Annotated in this window: 19 protein-coding genes; 3 read left to right on the plus strand and 16 right to left on the minus strand. The window is 41.8% G+C overall.

Annotated elements, in window-relative coordinates; genetic code table 11:
• Positions 1-399: 399 nt before the first annotated feature.
• The 4 genes from AC1RM2_RS25480 to AC1RM2_RS25495 all read right to left on the minus strand — a co-directional run bounded on the left by AC1RM2_RS25480 (position 400) and on the right by AC1RM2_RS25495 (position 4,192).
• On the minus strand, positions 400-2,031 hold the full coding sequence (locus tag AC1RM2_RS25480) for an amidase (RefSeq protein WP_492987929.1): 1,632 nt from the start codon (positions 2,029-2,031) through the stop codon (positions 400-402).
• A 118-nt stretch (positions 2,032-2,149) separates the two neighbouring features.
• Positions 2,150-2,692 (minus strand): YbhB/YbcL family Raf kinase inhibitor-like protein, encoded by a 543-nt coding sequence (locus tag AC1RM2_RS25485; protein WP_492987930.1) that lies wholly within the window; start codon positions 2,690-2,692, stop codon positions 2,150-2,152.
• An 88-nt stretch (positions 2,693-2,780) separates the two neighbouring features.
• Positions 2,781-3,635 carry a helix-turn-helix domain-containing protein gene (locus tag AC1RM2_RS25490; RefSeq protein WP_492987931.1) on the minus strand — a complete coding sequence of 285 codons (855 nt, stop codon included), beginning with the start codon at positions 3,633-3,635 and terminating at the stop codon, positions 2,781-2,783.
• 50 nt (positions 3,636-3,685) lie between these two features.
• The gene (locus tag AC1RM2_RS25495) at positions 3,686-4,192 is read right to left on the minus strand and encodes a hypothetical protein (protein WP_492987932.1); all 507 of its coding nucleotides are present in this window, start codon (positions 4,190-4,192) and stop codon (positions 3,686-3,688) included.
• A 276-nt stretch (positions 4,193-4,468) separates the two neighbouring features.
• On the opposite strand from AC1RM2_RS25495, the gene AC1RM2_RS25500 reads away from it, so the two are divergent.
• Positions 4,469-4,939: a hypothetical protein gene (locus AC1RM2_RS25500; RefSeq protein WP_492987933.1), complete on the plus strand. Its 471-nt coding sequence runs from the start codon at positions 4,469-4,471 to the stop codon at positions 4,937-4,939.
• Between the two features lie 47 nt (positions 4,940-4,986).
• Here the strand turns inward: AC1RM2_RS25500 and AC1RM2_RS25505 are convergent, their stop codons facing one another.
• Positions 4,987-5,748 (minus strand): MBL fold metallo-hydrolase, encoded by a 762-nt coding sequence (locus tag AC1RM2_RS25505; protein WP_492987934.1) that lies wholly within the window; start codon positions 5,746-5,748, stop codon positions 4,987-4,989.
• Positions 5,745-6,017, minus strand: coding sequence for a hypothetical protein (locus AC1RM2_RS25510; RefSeq protein ID WP_090653283.1), 273 nt, complete (start codon positions 6,015-6,017; stop codon positions 5,745-5,747). Before AC1RM2_RS25510 ends, AC1RM2_RS25505 begins: the two co-directional genes overlap by 4 nt.
• 115 nt (positions 6,018-6,132) lie before the next feature.
• Between AC1RM2_RS25510 and AC1RM2_RS25515 the strand changes: the two genes are divergently transcribed.
• Positions 6,133-7,194, plus strand: a complete 1,062-nt coding sequence (locus AC1RM2_RS25515) for a polysaccharide deacetylase family protein (RefSeq protein ID WP_492987935.1) — start codon at positions 6,133-6,135, stop codon at positions 7,192-7,194.
• A 198-nt stretch (positions 7,195-7,392) separates the two neighbouring features.
• Here the strand turns inward: AC1RM2_RS25515 and AC1RM2_RS25520 are convergent, their stop codons facing one another.
• From AC1RM2_RS25520 to spt, 10 genes are all read right to left on the minus strand, one after another.
• Entirely contained in the window at positions 7,393-7,941 is a 549-nt protein-coding gene (locus AC1RM2_RS25520) for a CAP domain-containing protein (protein WP_492987936.1), read from the minus strand.
• A 232-nt stretch (positions 7,942-8,173) separates the two neighbouring features.
• A complete protein-coding gene (locus AC1RM2_RS25525; protein ID WP_492987937.1) occupies positions 8,174-8,941 on the minus strand; it encodes a hypothetical protein in 768 nt (255 codons plus the stop codon).
• 242 nt (positions 8,942-9,183) lie between these two features.
• Entirely contained in the window at positions 9,184-10,122 is a 939-nt protein-coding gene (locus AC1RM2_RS25530) for a phosphatase PAP2 family protein (RefSeq protein ID WP_492987938.1), read from the minus strand.
• A gap of 1 nt (position 10,123) precedes the next feature.
• Positions 10,124-10,750, minus strand: coding sequence for a sterol desaturase family protein (locus AC1RM2_RS25535; RefSeq protein WP_492987939.1), 627 nt, complete (start codon positions 10,748-10,750; stop codon positions 10,124-10,126).
• A gap of 319 nt (positions 10,751-11,069) precedes the next feature.
• Positions 11,070-11,792, minus strand: a complete 723-nt coding sequence (locus AC1RM2_RS25540) for a CDP-alcohol phosphatidyltransferase family protein (protein ID WP_492987940.1) — start codon at positions 11,790-11,792, stop codon at positions 11,070-11,072.
• Positions 11,793-11,817: 25 nt separating this feature from the next.
• Positions 11,818-14,376 (minus strand): DUF5686 family protein, encoded by a 2,559-nt coding sequence (locus tag AC1RM2_RS25545; RefSeq protein WP_492987941.1) that lies wholly within the window; start codon positions 14,374-14,376, stop codon positions 11,818-11,820.
• A gap of 624 nt (positions 14,377-15,000) precedes the next feature.
• Entirely contained in the window at positions 15,001-16,326 is a 1,326-nt protein-coding gene (locus tag AC1RM2_RS25550; RefSeq protein ID WP_492987942.1) for an inositol-3-phosphate synthase, read from the minus strand.
• Positions 16,327-16,527: 201 nt separating this feature from the next.
• Positions 16,528-17,514: an NAD-dependent epimerase/dehydratase family protein gene (locus AC1RM2_RS25555; protein ID WP_492987943.1), complete on the minus strand. Its 987-nt coding sequence runs from the start codon at positions 17,512-17,514 to the stop codon at positions 16,528-16,530.
• A complete protein-coding gene (locus AC1RM2_RS25560) occupies positions 17,511-18,629 on the minus strand; it encodes a GNAT family N-acetyltransferase (protein WP_492987944.1) in 1,119 nt (372 codons plus the stop codon). Before AC1RM2_RS25560 ends, AC1RM2_RS25555 begins: the two co-directional genes overlap by 4 nt.
• 113 nt (positions 18,630-18,742) lie before the next feature.
• Positions 18,743-19,948: a serine palmitoyltransferase gene (gene spt / locus AC1RM2_RS25565; RefSeq protein WP_492987945.1), complete on the minus strand. Its 1,206-nt coding sequence runs from the start codon at positions 19,946-19,948 to the stop codon at positions 18,743-18,745.
• A gap of 365 nt (positions 19,949-20,313) precedes the next feature.
• Here spt and AC1RM2_RS25570 point away from each other — a divergent pair, with 365 nt between their 5' ends.
• Positions 20,314-21,660, plus strand: a complete 1,347-nt coding sequence (locus AC1RM2_RS25570) for a TolC family protein (RefSeq protein ID WP_492987946.1) — start codon at positions 20,314-20,316, stop codon at positions 21,658-21,660.
• Positions 21,661-21,686: the final 26 nt, after the last annotated feature.

The raw sequence follows: 21,686 nt of genomic DNA on the forward strand, positions 1-21,686 counted from the left end.
GGACTAAGTTAGAAAAAGTTAAAATAAAAGTCGCGTAGTTCGGCGCATTACCCGGGGCAAACGCATCAAAATTGCTAACGGAATAAGCTTGTGGCGTCGGGAAGATATAAGTATCAAACGACATCTTGTTTTTATTGGTTGATCCTGGTTAAATAATCCATGTACCAAAGGGACTTGTATTGACCAACAACAGGCACAAATATTTGGATGCGCCTAAATTATAAGATCAGTTTAGTGTTAACCATGATAAAATATAAAATATTGATTATCAAATATTTGAAAATATTTTATCTGAAATGTGTTAAGTTATGTTAACCCAAATAGATGCGTTTGCCCTGGCGCATTACCACTGAACGAGTTTAAACCTAATCAACCACTCACCTAATCAACCATTCACTATCACCCCAACAAATCCACCTTAAACAAAGGTTTAACCCTCTTTTTGCTCGCCTGCTCATAAGCATATCCCAACTTAATAATGTCGCCTTCTTTCCAGGCGGTGCTGAAAAACGACAGGCCTATTGGCAAGCCATGTAATAATCCCATGGGTACAGTAATGTGCGGATAGCCCGCCATTGCCGCCGGGCTCGAAAAGCCGAAACCGTTGTCGTAATCGCCATTTATAAGGTCGATGCAAACTGCCGGGCCGTTGGTTGGGCCTATGATGGCATCCAGTTTGTTATCCGTTAAAATCTTATCTATCGCTTTGCGGGTGCCGGTATTGGTTTGCTTTACGGCTTTCAGGTATTCTTCGGTGTTTAGGTCGCCTTTGGCTTGGGCCAGTTCGAGGGTTTCCTGTTTAAAAAAGGGCATCGCTTTGGCTTCGTTTTGTTTGTTATAGGTAATTACATCGGCCAGGGTTTTTATCTTGCTGTTTGCATTGCTTAAATACTCGTTCAGCCCATCTTTAAATTCATATAATAAAACAGGGAACTCGCTTTTGCCGATATCTTTCAACTCTTTATTCAGCTCAACTTCAATTACGGTAGCGCCTTTGCTTTCCAGGGTTTTAATGGCATCTTTTAGTAAAGCCACCATGCCTGGGTTACCCTCCATTGCCGATTTTTCGACCCCAAGGCGTTTACCTTTTAAACCATCGGCATCTAAAAACTTGGTGTAATCAACCTCGGCCTTGCCTTTGGCGGCCAGGGTAAGGCTGTCTTGCGGATCAACGCCGGCCAAAGCTCCTAAAAAAATGGTGGCATCCTTAACCGTGCGGGCCATAGGGCCGGCCGTGTCCTGCGTTTTGGAGATAGGAATAATGCCCGATCTGCTCCACAACCCAACAGTAGGTTTAATACCCACCAGGCCATTTACCGATGAAGGCGATACTATTGAGCCGTCGGTTTCGGTGCCAATGGCTATGGTACATAAGTTGGCCGCTACAGCACTGCCCGATCCAGCGCTTGAGCCGCTGGGGTTACGATCGAGAATATAGGGGCATTTGGTTTGCCCGCCCCGGCTGCTCCATGCACTGGTGGAGTGTGTTGACCGGAAGTTGGCCCACTCGCTTAAGTTGGTTTTGCCCAATAAAACGGCCCCGGCCTCGCGTAGCTTGTGGATAATAAAAGCATCTTGTTTGGCAAAATTATCACCCAATGCCAGCGAGCCGGCAGTGGTATGCATATTATCGCCGGTGTTTATATTATCTTTTATCAGCACGGGTATGCCATGTAAGGGGCCGCGTACTTTGCCTTTCTCCCGCTCCTTATCCATAGCATCGGCCATGTTTAAAGCGTCCTTATTTAATTCAATAACGGAGTTGAGCTTAGGGCCATTCTTGTCAATCTCATCAATACGTTTCAGGTAAAGTTCGGTAAGCAGGCGCGAGGTATATTGCTTTGCCTTCATTTTTTCCTGCAAATCGGTTATGGTAGCTTCCGAAAGTTCAAACAGATCATCCTTACTATCTGTAGCGGTGGTATCTGATTTTTTATCGTCTGCTGCTGGCTGGCTGCATGATGCGGCAACCAATGTTGATAACGTAAGGCCAGCTAATGACCCTGTTTTAAGAAAATTTCGTCTGTGCATAACCGGTTGTTGAAAAGCATCTACAAGTAACAAAATATTTGCCGGATAAAAAATTATCAACCTAAAATGTTACAACATGTATTTGGGTGCAGCCGGTTTATGCAGAGGCGGTTAGCTGTTAGCGTTTGGCATATACAATTAACGATGCCTTCGCGATAACATTCTGGTTTAACATAAAGCCAACTAATGCAGGTGATGCCTTATCGCCGACACCAAGCTTGTCTGTTTTTAAGGCGAAAATAGTGATGACATACCCGTGCGCAGCATCATTTACCGGCGGGCAGGGACCGCCATAACCCGGAACTCCAAAATCGGTGTTACCTTGTATAGCGCCAGCGGGCAACTCATTTGCAGGCTGATTGCCCGCGCCTTGTTTAAGTTGATGAACACTGGCAGGGATATCAAAAACAATCCAATGCCACCAGCCGCTGCCGGTAGGGGCGTTGGGGTCGTACATGGTAATGGCGAAGCTTTTGGTGCCTTGTGGTGCATTTTGCCATTCCAACTGCGGCGATTTGTTTAGCCCCGCGCAGCCAAATGTATTTGATGCAAATTCATTAGTGAATTGCCCGCCCAGGTCGGCGCTTTTTAATGTAAAGGTTTGGGCTTTGGTGCTTACGTAGCTTAGGGCTGCAAATAAAAATAAGAGGAACTTTTTCATGATTTTTTGGATATAAATAATATCCAAAGGTGGCTTGTTTACGTGGACAGGCGTTAATGCCGGCAGCTCAAAAAATATTGAAAACAGCTCATGATTCTTGTACGCTCATCTGGTATTGTTTTGGGCTTACGCCAAATTTTCTTTTAAATGCCGATGAAAAGTTCGAAAGGTTATCGTACCCAAAGTCAATATAAAGTGATGTGGCGTTTTTACCTTGTTCCAGCTCCTGCCGGGCTACCTCAAGCTTTCTCTCGCGAATGTATTTACCGGGGGCCATGTGGTAAACCTTTTCAAAGTTGCGTTTAAATGATGCCAGGCTCTTGTTGGCCAAAAAGGCCAGCTCATCAAGCGTAAGGTTATTGAACAGGTTGTTCTCCACTACGTTTTTTAGCAGCAATTCGGGCGAGGGGGTATTGCTGCGTAACAGGCCGGTCAATTGGATGCCGTAACTATCCAGCAAAACTAAAAGCAGCTCTTCTACTTTATTGGCGGCCAGCAGGTATGGCAAGTTTTGCCCTTCGTCTATCAGCGTTTTCAGACTTTTAATATAGCCGGCAATGTAATTAGTTTGCCTGAACTTAATATAGTCTGGTGTTACCTGGGTTGGCCGTGAGTTCAGTTTATGCCGGTTTAAAAAATCCTGGGCGAAAGCCGACGAAAAGAATACCAATATACTGCTGTACTGATGATTGTTTAAAGTATGCTCGGCCATAATGGAATTTCCTTCGGGAATCACAATCCCCTCGCCTGTGCCCACAAAGGTATTATTGGCCGGGCGAAAAATTGCTTTCTCTCCATTAATAACAAAGCTAATGGCATAGCAGTTAAATACAACCCTGCTGTTTTGCAGGCTATCCTTTTCGGTATAATGTACAAATGAAATGTCACCGGCAGTTATTCGCCGTTGGTTTTCGGTAGCCTGGGGTATGTAAATATTGGTCATTAATTCATCTCTTTGTGGTCTAAATCTGGCAGTAAAGCCGTCAATTTCAACTACAGTATTTGCTCGGTAGTTGATTTTGGGATTTGTAAAGCCGGGTTAAAATCAGGGATCAGCTGTTTTATTTTATCGCTGGTGGAGTTGTTTAAATCCAAAAAAGACCATGTTTTACCGCCATCCTTACTTATTGCCAATAGATAGCTGTGGCTGATTATATGAGCATTTGGCAGTTTGATGGTTAAGTTCTCGGGCACAAGGCAATGGGTTTCGGCACCTGCTTTGTAAAATTTTCCGGGAGAGCCTACTGTTGCGCTTTCAAAAGTCACTCCCTGGGTTTTCATTTGTGCCATACCCTGATTAACCATCGATATCATTTTTTGCTTACCGCCCGCCATTTGCACTGCTTTAGGATAAGTATGGTTTATAATAGTTGCGTAATCGCCGGCTATCATGGCCTGGGCCAAAATATTTGCCTGCTGTTTTACCGTAGCAGTGTCCTGGGCTAATGCGGTTAACGGCAAAATTGTAATGACGAACAGGTGAAATATGATTTTTTTCATGGCGTATATTTAAAAGTCTTTTTTATGGATGCAACTTGAATCTAATATAGGCTTTCGATAGGGTATAAAAAAGATATTTTAGTTTGAGTGCGGTTTAACATCGTTATCAATATCGAAGCAGGTTTGCTAATACTGCAAACCGGTACTTTACCTAAGCGATAGTAGCTGCAAAAGGGAGGCCGCACTATATCTGTATAATCTGTATAAATTCCATTACACAATGCAGGTGGTGTTAATTTTAGGTAACTTCATATTTAAAAACATAACTGCTTCCTCATGGCGTTAAAATGTCTGATCAAAATAGTATCTCCGGTCATTTTAGCGGCAGGGTTGCTTGGCTGCAGCCATGGTAAACAGGTGTTTAAAAGTGATTGCAATGATGATTACTCGCCCGTTTATAAGCGTGTTGCTTTTACCGAGCTGATAAAAAACCTTAAAAAGTACGATAGGCAATATGTAGAGGTTACCGGTAAATATATTGAAGCACCAGAGCAATCAGCTTTGTTTAATGATAGCCTTTTTGCCGATCACTCGGCGGGGAATGCCATCTGGATAAATTTTAACCCCGATTGCCCGCTTTATTTAGAGGGAACGCGAACAGGTCTTTTTCAATATAATAACGGCCAGTTTACACAAATAAATGATAAGCATGTAACTATAAAGGGGCGGGTTGATGCCCACGATACCGGGCACCTAAATCAATATAAGGGTGCGATAGAGAGGATTAGTTATATCGATTTACAATGAACTCTTGTCCGGTTGTCTCTAACTGAAGGTGAGCATAAACCCTTCTTTTAAATCTCCAGCTTTAAACCATCATAAGCCAGCCGGATATTGGGTGGCAGCTCGGCCGATATATCCTGGTGTTTGCCAAGGCGGTGACTTATATGGGTAAGATAAGTGGTTTCGGCGCCAATTTCGATGGCGAAATCAATGGCTTCGTCGAGTGTAAAGTGCGAGATATGGGTTTGCTTTTGCAGGGCATTGATCACCAATATTTTTGAGCCCTTTATTTTTTCTTTTTCGGCCTCTGATACCGTTTTAGCATCGGTGATATAAGTAAAATCATTTACCCTGAAGCCCAGTACCGGTAGCATGTAATGCAAAACCTCGATGGGGATAAATTTTACACTGCCGATATTAAAGGGATCTAAACCGATAGGATGTACGGTAACCTGTGGGATGCCCGGGTATCCTGTACCATCAAACACATAGGGAAATTCGCGGGCAAGCGCACGTTGCACCCTAAAATCGGCGTAAACATCTACTGGGCCTTGCTGGAAATAGTTGAATGCCCGGATATCATCCATCCCGGCTATATGATCTTTGTGCTCGTGGGTGTATACAATGGCATCCAAACGTTTTACGCCTGCACGCAGCATCTGGTACCTGAAATCGGGGCCCGAATCAATAACGATGGTTTTATCTTCGGCTTCAATTAAAATAGAGGTGCGTAATCGGTTATCGTACGCATCGGCAGATGTGCACACCTCGCACCCGCAGGCAATAACAGGCACGCCCTGCGATGTTCCGGTACCTAAAAATGTTATGGTCACAGCTGCAATTTTGTTTGTTTTATTTCCTGTAAAAATGCAACCTGTTTTTCGTCAAGCAATCTAAAATCTACCTCCAGTTCGCGGAGTAGTTCAACCAGGGCCAGAATTTTACTTTCCAGGTTCGAAAACCGGTTTACAATCACCATACGGCTATTTAGTAGCAGGCACGCCCCGGTTTTAAAGTTGCCTTTCTCGTACCGCACCTTATAACCTGCTGTTTTGAGCAGCATCTCTAATTTTTCGAGTGTATGGTTGGTAGCGGGTAGCATTATTTCAAAAGTAGTAAATTAAGTGTAATTACAGGTTCATTTTTGGATATGGATGCCTTTGGTTTAAATAGCCGGTATATTTATATTTATAAACCAATTGTAATCCTGTACCATCATGAAAAAAAATATCCTTTTTGCTGTTTGCATAATTTGCAGCACTGTAGCTTTTGCACAGCAAACAAAAACCTATGCCGAAAAGCTGGGCTGGCCAAAAGGCGCGCGTGTAATTATTTTGCATGTTGACGATGCCGGGATGTCGCATGAATCAAACGATGGCGTGGAAACAGCTATAGAAAAAGGCGTGGCTACCTCAACCAGTGTAATGATGCCCTGCCCTTGGGTGCCCGAATTTGTAAAATACCTGGATAAACACCCCAATACCGATGCCGGCCTGCATTTAACCTTAACATCCGAATGGGATAACTATCGCTGGGGGCCATTAGCGGGCAAAACTATTGTGCCCGGCCTCACCGATAAACAAGGATGTTTATACCCCAGTGTTGTAGCTGTTTATTTTAATGCGTCGGCAGATGAAGTTGACAAGGAAATAAGGGCGCAATTGGATAGGGCCTTAAAAATGGGCTTTAAGCCCACGCACCTTGACTCGCACATGGGCACCCTATTTGCCAAGCCGGCATTTACCGAAAAATATATTAAGCTTGGAATTGAAAAGCAAATTCCGGTAATGTTCCCCGGTGGCGATGATTTATTTTATCGTGCAGAAGCCCGGGCCGCTACCATAGCCGAATTAAAACAACAGGGTAAATATACCGAAGGTATGCCGATACCCGATCCGGCGGTGTTGGCCAATGTGAAGGAAACCGGGGCTATGATCTGGAAGGCCGGGCTGCCCGTACTCGACGACCTACATAACTCAAGTTACGATTGGCAGATGCCCAATATTGATAAAATGACCGATGCGCAAATTCAAAAATGGTATACCGATCACTATATCGAAAGCATTGGCCGCTTGTCGCCGGGGTTAACCATGGTTATTATGCATTGTACCAATCCCTCGCCAAATTTTGACCAGATATCCGATACCGGAAAAAAACGCAAAGGCGACTTGCTGGCCATGCTCGATCCACGGTTAAAAGCATTTTTAAAAGAGAAGGGATTTATACTAACCACCTGGCGCGAGGTAATGGAAAGAAGGGTGAAGGTGGGGGAGCTTTAGATGTGCAGATATGCAGATGTGCAGATTTCAAATGTGCAGATTTCAGATGTGCAAATTCCGGGTGCAATTTTTGGATGTGCAGATTCAGAAGTAACATCAAATCTACATATCTGTACATCAAATGTTACATCGTCCGCACATCTGACGTGTATCTGTATATCCACTCTTTCATCTGCACATTTGAAATCTGCACATCTCCTAATTCTGTATCAGTTTGTATTTTCCTGATTTGATTAGCTTTTGCTGCTCGGCCGAAAAGGAGGTGCGGCCTCCAAAATCCTGTACCCAATAGCTTTTATACTCTGCTACGCCAACTTCCTTAAAGTCGGGGTTCATCAAATTTCGGCAATGGCCTTCGCTTTTAAACCAGCCGTCCATCACCTCGGCTATGCTTTGCTGACCCTGGGCAATGTTTTCGCCTATGGCAAAGCTTTTAAAACCTTTAAACTTATAGCCAGCTAAAACTATCCTGTCTTCCATACTGCGGCCATCTTTACTGGTATGGCTAAAATAATTGCGTTTGGCCATATCTTTTGCATGGCCGGTGGCTGCATCAAACAGCTTGTCGTTCCAGGTTAGGGCAGGGGCGGGCGGGAAATACTTATCGCCACAATTGCAGCCCCTGGCCCGGGTTTGGTTTATCCGGGTTAGAAACTCGCTTTTAAATTCTTCGGTTTGCCCGTAGGCTTTGCCGCATATTAATAATACCGCAACTAAATATATAGCGCTTAAAAATGATTTAGTCATATACTTATCAGACAAACAAAACTGAATGAGGTTTAGTATGGCGCAACTAAGAAATTTGTTGAATAGTTGAACGCAGCGTTAGTGATCAATTGGCATTCCTAATAAGATTACTGGATACAATGTGACTACTGCCTGGGTTTCCGGGGCCTTATACGCCACCGGCTTCGCTTTTTACGTCGAACGTAATAAATCATTACTGCTATTGCCATAACTGCAAGGGCAATGATAAGCGTTACAACGAGACTGTATGCCTTGCCGAGGCGAGTTTGGAGCCGCGTTTGAAGCTGGAGGTATATACTTTTTTTTTGACGATGATAGAGTCCTGTTTTTTAATCTGAACAGAGTCTTTTTTAGCGACCATTGCCAACTTAGTTTCCTCTGCTTTTCGGATGCTGTCGTCCAAAAATTCATGTCGTTTTATGGCTACCGCTGCTTTATCGTAATTCTTCATATGCCGGTATAAATCGGCATAACCTACCTGTACTGCCGATTCATTCCTGGGATCCTTGTTTTTTACCGCAATTTTTAAAGCTTCGTTTAAGTCGCCCATGGCAAGGGTGTAATCCTTAATGTCGCTTTTGATAGCCGAAAGCTCAATTAACGAGGAAATGATGTTAGGCACATCGTGTTTTAAACGAGATATAGTGTTTGATTGCAGTATGAACCATTTGGCCTGGCTGTAATTATGCTGAGACCTGTAAATTTTTGACAGGTTGTTGTAGCAGGTACGCTGGCCTAAAGAATCGTTCATACTTGAGTACACATGCAACGCAAGCATGGAGTAATTTACTGCTTCGTTTTTGTAATAGTGTCTTAAGTTCCGGTTGCTAACCGTATCATAGTGCATGTACTCTTCGGCAATGGCATTGTAGATTGGGCCCTTTAATGAATCGCTTGTCAGCTGTAATTTTTGCTTGAGGCTATCCAGGTCACCAGCGTAGGCTGATAATTTTGATCCGGCTAATAACGTAAAGATGAGGCAAGTAAGCAGTTTCTTCATATAGGGGTTACCGAATATAGCAATATATTTTAATAATACTTAGTCAAATAATGTGCCTGACTACCCAAAATTGCCTGCATGGCCGAATAAAATTGATATGAAATATTAATTCCTGCGCTGTACGGGCGCTTTTTGCACTAAACATGGGCGAGTTTTTTTTAAAACAGCGGCGTTTTTTTTTTGAACATTTAATTTGGTACACAAAACAGGACAGCATTTTAGCGCCGTATAAGTATTATGTACTAAACAATAGTCTGTTCGTAACGGGTGATGAAGTGCTGTAAGGCCTTTGATCGCTTTAGCATAAAATTGAAAAGGAAAATGCCGGTTGATGCGCAGGTGATGCCCGCCAGTACATCAAGCACGTAGTGGTGGCTCGCGTATACGGCGGTAAACCAGATGCCCAGCATTACCACAGCAAAAAATAAATTTGCTTTGCCAAGGCGGTTTTTAATGCCATAATACAAAACAATAACCGGGTACGATGAGTGTAATGATGGCATTGCCGCAAATACATTTGAACCTTTGGCATAAATAGACTTAAAAACGCCTGCGTGAAAAAATTCATCAAATTTAGCCAGGCCAGCTGTGTTGCCCTGGGTTAAGGGATGAAATTGCAGGCCATGGTACTGCACATACCAGGGCGGCGCAGCCGGGAAGGCGTAGTATACCACAAAACCCAATAAATTAACCAGTACAAAGGTGAGTGAAAATTTAAGGAACTGCTTTTTGTTTTTAAAGAACAAAAAGGTAGCAAAAGCAAGCGGTACCGGAATCCAGCACAGGTAAAATATACCGGCCATCACATCAATAACCGTGTTGCCGTTTGCCCGCCAGTATTCATTTGGGGTAAGCAGGCTGCCTTTGTAATGGATGCCGAATACGCGTTTCTCGAAATTATAAATATCGGCTATGTGTACAGTATTGAAATTGTAGTTGGGGAAGGCCTTCATATAATCAAATATGATCCAGTATACAATGAAGATGCTGAAGCCGAGTATAAATTTGCGGGTAACTGCCGATGCGTAAAAAAGGGAGTTAAATATCAGTACAAGCGTTAACTCATCGCTTTTGTAACCGATTAAAAAGTAGGAGAGTACTAAATACCCTATCGAGATGAGCGAAACAATAAGTACCGTTTTGGTATTAATTGTTACACTGTTATGCGCGGCAGTATTCAACTTATTTTTTTAAGAATCCGGAACGGAATATTTTGTCCCACAGCGGCGAGCTTACTCCGTAGCCCCTATCGGGATCCTGGTAGTGGTGCAGCATATGGTGTTGCTTTATTTTTTTAAACAGGCCGCTTTTAAAGTTAAAATGATGCATCGCATAGTGCGATATATCATAAAACAGATAGCCTAATATAAAGCCGGGAAAAAAGCCAAAAACATTATCGGCGGGCAGTATCCATTTAAATAAAAAGAAGAAGCCGGTAGCCAGCGGAATGCTCAACGATGGCGGCAATACCAAACGCTTGGCATCACTCGGATAATCGTGGTGTACACCGTGCATAATAAAATGCAGCCTTTTTGCCCATTCCCAGTTTTCATTGGGCTTAAGGTGAAAAACAAAGCGGTGCATAATATACTCGGTAATTGTCCAGATAAATAAGCCCAGGATAAACAGTTCCGTATATTTTATAAAACCAATACCTGCATTAAAGGACAGGTAGGTTGAGTAAATGATAACCGGTACAAAAATATACAAGGGTACGGTATAATGCACCTTTGATAAACCCTCTAAAAAGTTGCTTTTAAACATCCTCACAGACTCCTGTGAGTTAGATACATAATTCTTTGTCGCCATAATATATCAGGTTTAAAATTTTTAACTATTTCTTCGCCTGTTATTTTAAAGTTTTGTTTTGATATAATTTATTACAGTATTAAGTCAACAGTCTTTAGTCGGAAGCCATAAGTCGAAATTTGTCTTTTTCCGGCTTAAAACTAATCGTCATTTTGTCATCGGCACAATACCCGGAACTGTAATCCAACCCCTGCGCGAAGGTACAATATTTTAACCGGGGTCTCAAGTTGTTAGTTTAAAGTCTTAAATTGAAGAAGGCTTAATTTTTAATCACCAGTGCTAAAATTCAACTTGTGACTCAAGACTACCGACTTAAGACTTACGAACCCTCTTCCTCTTGTTTTATTAAGGCTTTTTTTGCTTCTCTTAACCGGTTAAAAGCGGTAATATTGGTTAGCACAGCCAGTAATACCAATGGGAAAGTAAATATCGATATCGGTTCAAATATGTGAAATTTAACACCTGGTATAAACAACTTATAATTGCCGCCAATATATTGCGCAACTATGCCGCTTATTAAAGCGCACACGCCAATGGTAACCACACGCTCTGGCCTTTGCATCAGGCCGCCTTTCACTTCAACACCAAGGCCTTCGGCACGCGCCCTTACGTAACTTACCATCATGGAGCCTATGAGTGCTATAAACGCAGCTATCGAACTTATAAAATAGTGATGCCCAACCAGGTAATAGCAAATACCCAGAAACATGATTAACTCGCTGTAACGGTCAAGAACAGAATCATACAGTGCGCCAAAGGTAGATTTCATGTTGCCCAAGCGGGCTACCTGGCCATCAAGCATATCAAATAAGCCTGCAAACAGTATCAAACCACCAGCCCAGCCCACATAACGTAAATCGCCGCGGTTACCTTCTTCGGCACCTAAAATAAAAATGGCCGCAACACCCACGTTCAGCACAAACCCAATTGATGTAACCGCGTTTGGTGTTAAGCCAACCTTGATCAGAATTTTTACAACGGGATCAATCACCCGGTAAATACCTAATTGAAGGTTTGTTCTAAGCGATATTTTTTGTTCCATTTTTGTAATAGTTTGATGTACAAAATTAAAAATCAAATTTAATTCTGGTGCGTATACCCCAATTTGCTACATTCGGATGATTAAGGTAGTTAAACCTTTCCACAAAATCAACACGAATTAGCTTAAATATGTTTTCGATACCTACACTTCCCTCAACATATGGTGTACGGCCTAATGAATAAGTAAGCGGTACCCCATTGGCATCAACAGGCAGCTGGTACAATGACGGGTGTATAGATGGATTATTTCCATCGCTCAGTCCGCCCCATAGCACTTTAAAGGAAGCCGTTTCGCGCCATTTTAATTTTTTAAATAGCGGCACTTTATTAAAGAAGAAACCCATAAAGTGCTGATCAATCCTTATTCCTTCGTAATGATCGTACACAAATTCCAAAAAGTTCATTAGGTTATACGAGTCAATATCATAAGCATAAGTTTGATTGGCGCGCGGAATTGACAATAACGGATACGGAACTGTACCAAAAACTTTACCGCCATACACGGCCACATCGGCATAACCTAACTGCGATTCGTAAACACGCTTATCAATACGGGCATCAATTTTCTGGTAATTATATTCGCCGCCAAAAACATTTTTCAGGCCTGCAGTAAATTGTACCTGGTAAATAGGGTATTTGTTAGGGAGCGGTGTACGATAAATTTTGCCCTGGTAAAACTCTTCGTTTGGAGCGTACCTTAACCCGGCAGTTATCTCTGTAGACGTTAAATCATGAACAGGGTGGGTAAGGTCATCCATCGGCCTGAAATATAACGAACCGGCCGGCTCCTGTTTCCAGTTGTTAAAACCGGCGCTGTATGAAAAATGACTTTCAAACTCGTGTACATAATCAATCCTGTAGTTATCGTTGTACAGGTATTTGTCATTTACCCCACGTTTGAATGACAACAGGAAGTTATCCTCCTGTACAAACTGAAGGTTGGCACCCGGTATTTTTGTATCGCGCTGAAAACTTGCACGAATGTAATTCTGCGGGAATTTGTAGATAGATTTATTGTTGAGCGAGTAGGTGGCACTCAGGAAGTACTTCCAGCGTTCATCCTTAAAACCGTAAGCCGCGTAAGTTTCAAAATAGTAGCGCTTACTTAATGCAGGCGTGGTACGGCCACCAAACCTCAGTTTGAAACCTTCTACCGGGTTAAAGCTGTAAAAAGTGTTTGCAGGGCCAATTTCAAATTTACCAAAGCCTTTGTAACCTGCAAGTAACAGCGTAGCAATATCAACCGTACGCTTATACGATGGCATATCCTTTAAGCTATCAATGTTTTTGTAAACTTTTGATTCGGCTGTGGTAAGCGTATCAAGCCTGTTTTTTTGCCAAAAAGCGTCCGGTCTGTTTTTGGCTTCATCCGAGGCTTCTTCTGATTGTTTATTGTAAGCCGTATCCGGCCGGGGCTTGTTTACAACATAGTTACCCAGCGTAATGGTACGGGTACCAAACAGGCTGCTTTTTGCTTCTTTTTTAGATGCTCCAAAATCGGCAGTGGTGGTACTCTTACTCATGTGGTAACGCCCGTCCGGATTTTGTTCAAACGTTAAATCTACCTGTATCGACCGGATAAAGTTGATGTTGATATTTTTGTTTACAATAAGGTTGGCCTTTTGAACGGCATAATTACCGTCAAGGGTAATATAAATCCGTCCCTCAAATAATACATCGGTAGTGTTTCTTGGAGTAAAGCTTAACTCAACCAGTTTATGGTTATGCTCATCGGTAATGGTATCGGTGATGAAGAATTTGTAGTAGTTAGGTGAGTTATCTGATATCGGGCTTAAAAACTGGCTGGTTATTAACAGCACATTGTTATCATAGATATTAACCTTGGTATATAAGTGCTTAAAATATTGTGTAAGGCCGGCGTTATCAACAGCAGGGCCAAAGTTTACATTTTTTTCGCCCAGGACAATTTCCCTGTTTTTTTCCGGATTTTTACGATAGTAATTCTGCGATATTTTTTCGTTCAGGAAAATAGGTAAGATGGATTTTCCGGGAACGGTGGTTGAATCCCTGTTATCGAGGATGAACTTATATTTCCTGAAAAATTTGCGATCCGAAAATTTTGCCGAAACGTTGGCTGCGCCAAACATCATTTTATCGTACTCGCGGTACTCAACATAGTCATAGGCCTCCGGGCGATTTTTTTCTTTATTTTCAATAACCTTACGTATCAGTTCAACCGCGGGGTTGTCTTTATTACGGTATTTAGGTTTTTTGCCGGCTTTAATAGTAACCTGGGCCAGTTGCTGGGCCGAGGGGAAAAGCTTTACGTTAATAACCTGCTCTTTACCTGGAACTACGGCCAAAAACGCGTCTTTATATCCTAAAAAAGATATTTTTATTTGCTTGTAAGTTTGGTTGGTTGTTGACAGGCGGTAATTTCCATTATTATCGGTAGTAATCCCGGTGGTGGTGCCGGTAAAGCCAACTACTACGTAAGGAAGGGTTTGTTTATTGCCCGCATCAGTAACCTTGCCAGTAATAATAGTGGTTTGAGCAAATATTGATGTAACGGAAAAAAAGAATATTGAAAAGAATAGACTTTTGTAAATTTTTTTAAACTTCATGTACTTTATGCAATTATGCAAATACAAACCTTTTTTTGATTGATAAAATAATTTCGCCCCGCTATTTAGCTAACCTTTTGGTTACCGATATTATTAATTATCAGTTTAAATTATCACGCCGATCAATCATACACCCTGATCCCACTCGTCGGCTTATTTAGGTGGTAAACCTGTTTTAAATAGGTTTAATGCACCTTTTATAACTCCTACATCACGCTTGTAACTGCGTTCCAAAGGTAAAAAAAATCCCTACAGACTAATGTGGTCAAAAAGTCAAATATTGTCTGTGGCAGTTACAACAACGGTAATCATTTAAATAAATTACCTTGAAATTATACTAATAGCTAAATAATGATAATAAATACATAGCAGGGTATACTAATCAGTATTTGCATATACGTAACCTGTAGAAGTACAGTCTTTAACAAAAAAAATCTGTTACAAGAGTACTAAAAATTGCAGGCCCGCTGTACAGCTACCATAAGTATTTAACATTTATTAACAGCTTAATTGATATTTGGCTGCTTAGCAATTAATAAACTTAGGTTTAAGGATGGCTTATAAACAAATCAGCCGCATAAAGATCGGACTTTATACGGCTGATTTTAAATTTATTGCAATTTATTATGCTTCCTGGGCAAACATATCGTCATAATAATCTAAACCAAGGTGGGTTATCAAATCTTCGCCCATTAAATAACGAAGTGTGTTCTCTAACTTGATCAATTGTTTAAATATGTCATTTTCCGGATGTAAACCGGCTGCAGTTTGCGGCGATTTAAGATAAAATGACAACCACTCCTGGATACCGCTCATGCCGGCACGCTTGGCCATGTCGCTAAATAAAGCAAGGTCAAGCGCGATAGGGGCGGCAAGAATAGAGTCGCGGCAAAGGAAGTTAATTTTGATTTGCATTTTGTAACCCAACCAGCCAAAAATATCAATGTTGTCCCAGCTTTCTTTGTTATCGCCATGTGGCGGGTAGTAATTGATACGGATTTTGTGGTAAATGTTACCATAAAGCTCCTGGTTATCTTCAGGTTTAAAAATATCTTCCAGTACACCTAATTTTGATACCTCTTTGGTTTTAAAATTATCCGGATCATCCAATACCAAACCATCGCGGTTGCCTAATATATTGGTAGAGAACCAGCCGTGTACGCCTAATGAACGTGCAGCAAGGCCCGGAGCCAAAACTGTTTTCATTAAAGTTTGGCCAGTTTTAAAATCTTTACCTGCAATAGGTGTTTTGGTTAATTTTGATAGCTCAATTAAAGCTGGTATATCAACGGTTAAGTTAGGGGCGCCGTTTGAGAAAGGCACACCTAATTTTAAAGCCGCGTAAGCGTATATCATGCTTGGCGCTATCAGTTTGTCGTCATCTTTTAACGCTTGTTCAAATGCGGCAAGCGATTGGTGGATAGCCGATGCCTCGTAATAGATCTCTGTTGATCCGCACCATACCAATACAACACGGTCTAAACCGTTTTGCTCTTTAAAGTTTTGGATATCCTCCATTACCTGTTGCGCCAGTTCATAGCGTGTTCCGGTTTTAACGTGGGTACCTCTTAGGTTTTTAGCGTAGTTTTGATCAAAAGCGGCCTTCATCGGTACTATCGCTTCCAGGGCCGGTTTTACAGCATCCAGTAACGACGATTCCAACACCTTTGCGTTTGATGCAGCCTGGTAAACGTTATCTTCGTAAACATCCCATCCGCCAAAAACAATATCGTTTAGCTGGGCAAGCGGCACAAATTCGTTAATTTTGGGATTGCGGTTTTCGGTACGTTTGCCTAAACGGATGTGCCCCATTTGTGTAAGCGAGCCGATTGGTTGCGAAATGCCTTTTTTTACGGCTTCAACGCCGGCAATCAACGTGGTGGCTACTGCGCCCAAACCAGGGATAAGGATACCCAGTTTACCTTCGGCTGGAGAAATTTTGATTTTCATTATACTTATTTATTGTTTAATTGTTGGGGGCAAAAGGGCTGTTTAAATGATTTTTCGCCGTTTTACCTTTTGTTGTTTTTAAAGCTGTGTTTACTGGTAAGTTATTGATTGTCAAATTACTTAAACGTTTAAGTAATTTGATGTTATTTATGTTTTACTCAATTTTACTACTGTATGTAATCATGTTTTTCGCTGGGTGTGTTACAACCAGTCGTTGGCCCTATACCACTTTAGTGTTTCTATTAAGCCGGTTTGCAAATTGTAGGCCGGATAAAACCCCAGCTGCGACTTTGCTTTCTCGATATCAACCGACCAGTTAACGGCCATGAGTTCGTCAAGCTTTTCCATATTTATAATGGCGGCTTTATTGCTCAAAGAACTCACTTTTTCTGATACAAAGGCTATTATTTTTACAAATATTACAGGTAAATGAAATTTAAAGGTTTTTAAACTCAAAGCTTCCTTGGCTAAGTTAGCTAACTCATATTTATTGTAAAAATTGCCGTCGCTCAAATTATAATCTGTATTGTTTCCGTCGTACAGCGATTTTATGGAGGCTTTGGCAACGTCCTTTACATATATAAAGGTTAGTTTTTGGTCGGCTTTGCCCATATAGGGCTCAAGGCCGCGGGTAAGCTGCTTAAAAAATATAAATATCCCTGTATCCCTTGGGCCGTAAATAGCCGTTGGCCGCAATATAGTATAGTTTAAATTTTCAACCGTCCTTAACTGTTCTTCGGCCAGTAGCTTGCTGCGCCCATAAGCAGTAACCGGGTTGGGCTTGATAGTTTCGCTGATGGTGCCGGATAATGTTTTAAGCGGCCCAAGCGCCGCCAGGCTGCTGATGAGCACAAATTTTTTCAGGTTAATGCCCGCCTGTACCGCAGCGGAGGCGAGGTTGAAGGTATGGGTGGCATTAATATAGTTATAGGCTGCCTGTGATTTTGCTGCCGTAACACCGGCCGCGTGGATAATATAGTCGGGCTTAATATCTGCAAGTTGTTGTTTTAGCGTAGTAAGGTCGCGGTAATTAAGGTTGACAAATTTGATATCGAGATTTTGCAGGTGATCTGTTTTGCTGCTTCTGCGCACGGCGGCATATACCTCAAGGTTGTTGTGTAATGCCTCTTCGATAATATGAAATCCCGCAAAACCGCTTGCCCCGGTTATTAAAACCCTTTCCCTCATAACGCTTTTTGGTACATCCTGTATGTTTTATACGGATCGCCTTTGATGGCTTCTATAGCCCGGTTTACCATATCGTTGTGCTCTAAAGTCCAGCCGGCTTCGGCGTGTTTAAAGCCTTTGGCCTTATACTCTCTGATAATAGTACCATATAAACAGGCTTCAATACCCATTTTGCGGTAACCATCTATTACCCCTAACGCATAAATGCGAATGCTTTGTATGTTTTTTTTACCAAACAGCAGTTTAAAAATGCCGGTTGGCAACAAACGGCCACGTTTTATTTTCTGAAAAATCTCGTTATAGTTTGGCAGGGCCAAACCAAAGGCTACTATTTTGCCATTTTGCTCGGCAACCAATGCAAAATCAGGATCGAGGATGAGTTTAAGATCTTTGGCCAGATAATCAAATTCCTCGTCGGTTAAGGGAACAAAGCCGGTATTACTATCCCAGGCCGAGTTATATACTTCGCGAAGCTTGGCTGCTTCCTCTTTGAATTTTTTTAAATTTACTTTGCGGATAATGATATTGCTCCGTTTTAAACGCTCCTCTAAAGAGTTTAATAACCTTACCGATTTATCATCATATTCCTGCCCGTCCCAGTGCCATGCTATCATGTCAACATCCTTACCAAAGCCATAGCTTTCAATAAGGTTGGCGTAATACGGTTTATTGTAGGTGTTCATTAAAAACGCCGGGCTATCAAAGCCTTTAATCAATAATCCGCAAGCTTCATTGGTGCTAAAGTTTACCGGGCCTAAAAGCTGGCCGGTTACACCTTTGTTTTTAAGCCAGCCGGTAACTACATCAAACAGCAGGTTTGAAACCTCGGTGCTATCTATACAATCAAAAAAACCAAAAAAACCATCGTTTTTATGGTTGTATTCGTTGTGGGCGTTATTCAGGATGGCAGCGATACGGCCTACAATTTTATCGCCGTCGTAGGCTAAAAATGGCTGTAGTTTGTTATGCTTATGAAAAGGGTGAATGGTTAGCAGGTCGCGCTGGGCTATAAACAGTTCTGGAACATAGTTTGGGTCGCCCTCATACAAATCATGCGGAAAATCAATAAATGAAGCCAGTTCCTTTTTTGAACTAACTGTTACAATTTTTATCATGAGTGGTTTGCACTAATTGGTTGCCCTAAGGCTATATGAACGTAAAAGTCCGTGTGTACAGGCTTGCTTTTAATAAAACAGCAGCCAGTTATACACACGGACACTTTATATGATTATATTTTTTCTTTAACAGAAGTAACGCCTACGTCTTTAAATACTTTAGTCAGTTTTTCAACAGCTTCCTCAATTTGCTCAAATGTATGGGTAGCCATTAATGAGAAACGCAATAACGATGAATCTGAAGGTACCGCCGGCGACACAACAGGGTTAACAAATATTCCGGCCGCCTGCAGTTGTTTGGTTACCAGGAAAGTTTTCTCGTTATCGCGAACGTAGATAGGCAATATCGGGCTTTCGGTTGGGCCAAGGTCAAAACCTTCGTCCAGCAAAAGTTTCATAGCATAATTGGTATTATCCCAAAGTTTCTGAATCCTTTCGGGTTCTGATTCCATGATATCCAATGCTGCAATTACGCTGCCAACAGATCCGGGTGTCATACTCGCGCTAAACATTAACGAACGGCCGCGGTGCTTAATAAAGTCAACAGTATCCTTATCGGCAGCTATGAAACCACCTAATGAAGCTAATGACTTACTAAACGTACCCATAATGAGGTCAACATCCTTAGTAAGGCCAAAGTGCGATGCCGTACCTGCTCCATTATGACCGATAACCCCCAGGCTATGCGCATCATCAACCATGATGTTTGCACCATATTGGTCGGCAAGCTGCACTATTTCAGGTAGCTTGACTATATCACCTTCCATGCTGAAAATACCATCAACAGCAATAACCTTTACAGCCTCTTCGGGCAATAATGCCAGTTTGCGCTGCAGGTCGTTCATGTCGTTGTGGGCGTATTTTAACACTTTTGAAAACGAAAGGCGGCTGCCGTCAATGATGCAGGCATGATCGTACTCGTCTAAAATAATGTAATCATTACGGCCCGTAATGCAGGATAGTACGCCAAGATTTACCTGGTAGCCTGTGCTGAATAAAACGGCGGCCTCTTTGCCAACTAAAGCGGCAAGCCTGTTTTCTAACTCAATATGAATATCCAGTGTACCATTTAAAAAACGCGATCCGGCACAGCCTGTGCCATATTTATCAATCGCTTTTTTTGAAGCTTCTTTAATTTTGGGGTGATTGGTAAGGCCTAAGTATGAGTTAGATCCAAACATTAATACCCTTTTGTTGTCAATTAATACTTCAGTGTCCTGAGCAGACTCAATAGGCCTGAAATAAGGATACAATCCCTTCTCCCGGAGCATATTTGCAACCTGGAACTCGGCGATCTTCCCATGTAGTTTTTTAACCATGTATTAACTCTGCTTTAATTTTGCGTAAAAATACCATGAATAAGTGTATAACTTATACGGTAAATGTAATTTTTTTAAAATAAGCCTACAGAACGTATAAGTTCTGACAAAGCCGTATTAAACCACATGGCAAATTAATTAAAATTTTTATTTATTTGCTATGCCTTATTTTCATTTTTTTGTAAAAACGGCCAAAACATGTTTTTTGTAGCATTTTTATAAAGTTTACGTAAAATTTTTGTGGTTGGTGCTAATTTGCTAATATTAACCACATATTCGCACATTCCCTATATAATTTTGACTAAAACTAAGTGCTGCAGCATTTGTAGTTTAGGTTGGCGACCATTGACATCTATTTCTTCCGTATGAAAAAACTAAAGTACTTATCCCTCTTAACGATAGTCAATTTAACATTAATTTTACATTTACCGGCTTTCGCACAAACAGGTGTTGATACAATTACCGGGCCAGTCACGCTTAAGCAAGCTGTTGACTACGCGCTGCGCAACCAGCCGGCTGTAAGGCAGGCCGCTATTGACGAGCAAATAAACGAGCGCGATATCAGGATTGGCTTATCGGGATGGCTGCCCCAGGTAAATTCATCGGGTCTTTATAATTACTATTTTAAAGGGCAGCCGCAGGCGGGCGCGTCAGGGGCAAACATTCCTTCAAACGCGGGCAGTATCCGTAACCTGTCAACCCTGGGCGTTACCGCATCGCAGGTTATTTACAATAATGATGTGCTGCTGGCTTCAAAGGCTTCAAAATATTCGCGGGAGTACTATAAAGATAATACACTAAGCAGCCAGATAAATGTGGTAACCGACGTAAGCAAGGCCTTTTTTGATGTGCTGTTATCACAAAAACAACTGGATATTACCAATGAAGATATTACCAGGCTGCAACGGAGTTTAAAGGATGCCACCAACCGGTATCAGGCAGGCGTATCCGATAAAACAGATTTTAAACAGGCAACCATCGCCCTTAATAATTCAATTGCCACCCGTAAATCAACCGAAGAGTCTATCAAAAGTAAAACTGCTTATTTAAAACAAATTATGGGTGTAGCCGGGCCCAATACACTCACGCTGGCTTATGATTCATCCCGCTATGAGCAGGAGGTTGCTATAGATACCAACCAGGTGCTTGATGTAAATAACCGTATTGAGTACCGGCTGCTGCAAGCCAGTAAAGCGCTGAAGATTTTAAATGTTGATTATTACCATTATGGCTTCTTGCCTTCGCTATCGGCGGTGGGTAGTTATAATTATGCCTACTTTAACCACAATTTTAGCCCACTATATAGTAATGCCTACCCTACAGGTTATGTAGGCCTAACATTAAACCTGCCCATTTTTCAGGGCGGTAAGCGACTTCAGAATTTAAGCAAGGCGCGTTTACAGGTTGAACGTACCGACCTTGACATTGTAAATACCAAAAACAGCCTTAATACCGAGTATGTACAAGCCCTTGCCGGTTACAAAAGCAATTTTACCAGCTATAAACTGGTACGCGAAAATGTTGACCTTGCAAAAGACGTATATAAAATAGTAAGCCTGCAATACCGCGAAGGCGTTAAAACTTACCTTGATGTTATTGTAGCACAATCGGACCTGCGTACAGCTGAACTAAATTATTATAATGCACTGTTCCAGCTGCTGGCCAGGAAAATTGACCTGCAAAAGGCATTAGGCACATTGCCCGTACAATAAATAAGTTTAGCACTTAGGATATTTTT

The sequence above is a fragment of the Mucilaginibacter sp. GW822-FHT03E02 genome, assembly GCF_058801545.1.

What these genes read in the sequence shown, in the direction of transcription:
- AC1RM2_RS25480 (WP_492987929.1), bottom strand. Translation starts at nt 2,031, where the DNA reads ATGCACAGACGAAATTTTCTTAAAACAGGGTCATTAGCTGGCCTTACG.
- AC1RM2_RS25485 (WP_492987930.1), bottom strand. Translation starts at nt 2,692, where the DNA reads ATGAAAAAGTTCCTCTTATTTTTATTTGCAGCCCTAAGCTACGTAAGC.
- AC1RM2_RS25490 (WP_492987931.1), bottom strand. Translation starts at nt 3,635, where the DNA reads ATGACCAATATTTACATACCCCAGGCTACCGAAAACCAACGGCGAATA.
- AC1RM2_RS25495 (WP_492987932.1), bottom strand. Translation starts at nt 4,192, where the DNA reads ATGAAAAAAATCATATTTCACCTGTTCGTCATTACAATTTTGCCGTTA.
- AC1RM2_RS25500 (WP_492987933.1), top strand. Translation starts at nt 4,469, where the DNA reads ATGGCGTTAAAATGTCTGATCAAAATAGTATCTCCGGTCATTTTAGCG.
- AC1RM2_RS25510 (WP_090653283.1), bottom strand. Translation starts at nt 6,017, where the DNA reads ATGCTACCCGCTACCAACCATACACTCGAAAAATTAGAGATGCTGCTC.
- AC1RM2_RS25515 (WP_492987935.1), top strand. Translation starts at nt 6,133, where the DNA reads ATGAAAAAAAATATCCTTTTTGCTGTTTGCATAATTTGCAGCACTGTA.
- AC1RM2_RS25520 (WP_492987936.1), bottom strand. Translation starts at nt 7,941, where the DNA reads ATGACTAAATCATTTTTAAGCGCTATATATTTAGTTGCGGTATTATTA.
- AC1RM2_RS25525 (WP_492987937.1), bottom strand. Translation starts at nt 8,941, where the DNA reads ATGAAGAAACTGCTTACTTGCCTCATCTTTACGTTATTAGCCGGATCA.
- AC1RM2_RS25535 (WP_492987939.1), bottom strand. Translation starts at nt 10,750, where the DNA reads ATGGCGACAAAGAATTATGTATCTAACTCACAGGAGTCTGTGAGGATG.
- AC1RM2_RS25540 (WP_492987940.1), bottom strand. Translation starts at nt 11,792, where the DNA reads ATGGAACAAAAAATATCGCTTAGAACAAACCTTCAATTAGGTATTTAC.
- AC1RM2_RS25545 (WP_492987941.1), bottom strand. Translation starts at nt 14,376, where the DNA reads ATGAAGTTTAAAAAAATTTACAAAAGTCTATTCTTTTCAATATTCTTT.
- AC1RM2_RS25550 (WP_492987942.1), bottom strand. Translation starts at nt 16,326, where the DNA reads ATGAAAATCAAAATTTCTCCAGCCGAAGGTAAACTGGGTATCCTTATC.
- AC1RM2_RS25555 (WP_492987943.1), bottom strand. Translation starts at nt 17,514, where the DNA reads ATGAGGGAAAGGGTTTTAATAACCGGGGCAAGCGGTTTTGCGGGATTT.
- AC1RM2_RS25560 (WP_492987944.1), bottom strand. Translation starts at nt 18,629, where the DNA reads ATGATAAAAATTGTAACAGTTAGTTCAAAAAAGGAACTGGCTTCATTT.
- spt (WP_492987945.1), bottom strand. Translation starts at nt 19,948, where the DNA reads ATGGTTAAAAAACTACATGGGAAGATCGCCGAGTTCCAGGTTGCAAAT.
- AC1RM2_RS25570 (WP_492987946.1), top strand. Translation starts at nt 20,314, where the DNA reads ATGAAAAAACTAAAGTACTTATCCCTCTTAACGATAGTCAATTTAACA.